Source organism: Kitasatospora sp. NPDC028961 (genome assembly GCF_055564815.1).
On sequence record NZ_JBVHVO010000037.1, the window covers coordinates 66,321 to 67,798 of the forward strand.

Genomic DNA, 1,478 nt, shown 5'->3' on the forward strand with positions numbered 1-1,478 from the left:
ACTCCCCTCCCCAACCTCCCCCCCACCCCCAACGCCACGGCACACGCCACCCCCCCCCCCCCCCCCCCCCCCCCCCCCGGGACCGTTTACCGCCTGTAAGCCCGCACGCCGTAAGGTGAGTCCATCATGGCTTCGAAGACATTCGAGGAGCTCTTCACCGAGCTCCAGCAGAAGGCCGCCACCGGCGACCCCTCGTCCTCCCGTACCGCGCAGCTCGTCCAGCAGGGCGTCCATGCGATCGGCAAGAAGGTCGTCGAGGAGGCCGCCGAGGTCTGGATGGCCGCCGAGTTCCAGTCGGACGAGCAGACCGCCGAGGAGATCTCCCAGCTCCTGTACCACCTTCAGGTGATGATGGTCGCCCGTGGGCTGACGCTCGACGACGTCTACAAGTACCTCTGAACCGGTCCGAACAGCACACCCCACCCCTACCAGGTAAGGAACCGACTTCCATGCTGCGCATCGCCGTCCCCAACAAGGGTTCGCTCTCGGGTCCCGCGGCGGAGATGCTCCATGAGGCCGGCTACCGCCAGCGCAAGGACCCCAAGGAGCTCGTGCTCGTCGACCCGAACAACGAGGTCGAGTTCTTCTTCCTGCGCCCGCGCGACATCGCGGTGTACGTCGGCTCCGGCCGGCTGGACGTCGGCATCACCGGCCGCGACCTGCTGCTGGACTCGCACTCCAACGCCGAGGAGGTGCTGGCCCTCGGGTTCGGCGGCTCCACCTTCCGCTTCGCCCGCCCGGAGGGCGTGGACGTGAAGGACGTCCAGGGCCTGGAGGGGCTGCGGATCGCCACCTCGTACACCGGTCTGGTCGAGCAGCACCTGGCCGACCACGGGGTCAAGGCCACCGTGACCAAGCTGGACGGCGCGGTCGAGACCGCGGTGCAGCTGGGCGTGGCCGATGTGATCGCCGACGTGGTGGAGACCGGCACCAGCCTGCGCAACGCCGGGCTGGAGGTCTTCGGCGAGCCGATCCTGGTCTCGGACGCCGTGGTGATCCGCCCGAAGGGCGCGGGGGAGGACGCGGGCGTCGACCAGTTCCTGCGCCGCCTCCAGGGCGTGCTGGTGGCCCGTCGCTACGTGCTGATGGACTACGACATCCGTGCCGAGAACGTGGGCGCCGCCGTCGCGCTGACCCCCGGCCTGGAGTCGCCGACCGTCTCCCCGCTGCACACCGAGGGCTGGGTGGCCGTCCGGTCGATGGTGCTCCGCAAGGAGGCCCAGCGGATCATGGACGACCTCTGGGGCATCGGCGCCCGGGCCATCCTGGTGACGAACATCCACGCCTGCCGCCTCTGACACCACCGCGCGTGAAGCAGCGGAGTTAAACAGCGGTTCAATGGGGCGGGGGGGGGGGGGGGGGGCCCCCCCCCCCCCCCCCCCCCCACCCCCCCCACCCCCACCACCCCCCCCCCCCCCCCCAACCCCGCCCCTAAATCCACCCCGAACCCCCCCACCCCTCCCCCCCCCCACCTCCCT

The 1,478-nt window shown here is 71.0% G+C and carries 2 protein-coding genes; both read left to right on the forward strand.

Annotated elements, in window-relative coordinates; translation table 11 throughout:
- Window positions 1-126: 126 nt before the first annotated feature.
- On the forward strand, window positions 127-399 hold the full coding sequence (locus ACZ4UX_RS34575) for a phosphoribosyl-ATP diphosphatase (RefSeq protein WP_030306151.1): 273 nt from the start codon (window positions 127-129) through the stop codon (window positions 397-399).
- A gap of 50 nt (window positions 400-449) precedes the next feature.
- Window positions 450-1,298 (forward strand): ATP phosphoribosyltransferase, encoded by an 849-nt coding sequence (gene hisG / locus ACZ4UX_RS34580; RefSeq protein ID WP_329486523.1) that lies wholly within the window; start codon window positions 450-452, stop codon window positions 1,296-1,298.
- Window positions 1,299-1,478 lie beyond the last annotated feature (180 nt).

What these genes read in the sequence shown, in the direction of transcription:
- ACZ4UX_RS34575 (WP_030306151.1), top strand. Translation starts at nt 127, where the DNA reads ATGGCTTCGAAGACATTCGAGGAGCTCTTCACCGAGCTCCAGCAGAAG.
- hisG (WP_329486523.1), top strand. Translation starts at nt 450, where the DNA reads ATGCTGCGCATCGCCGTCCCCAACAAGGGTTCGCTCTCGGGTCCCGCG.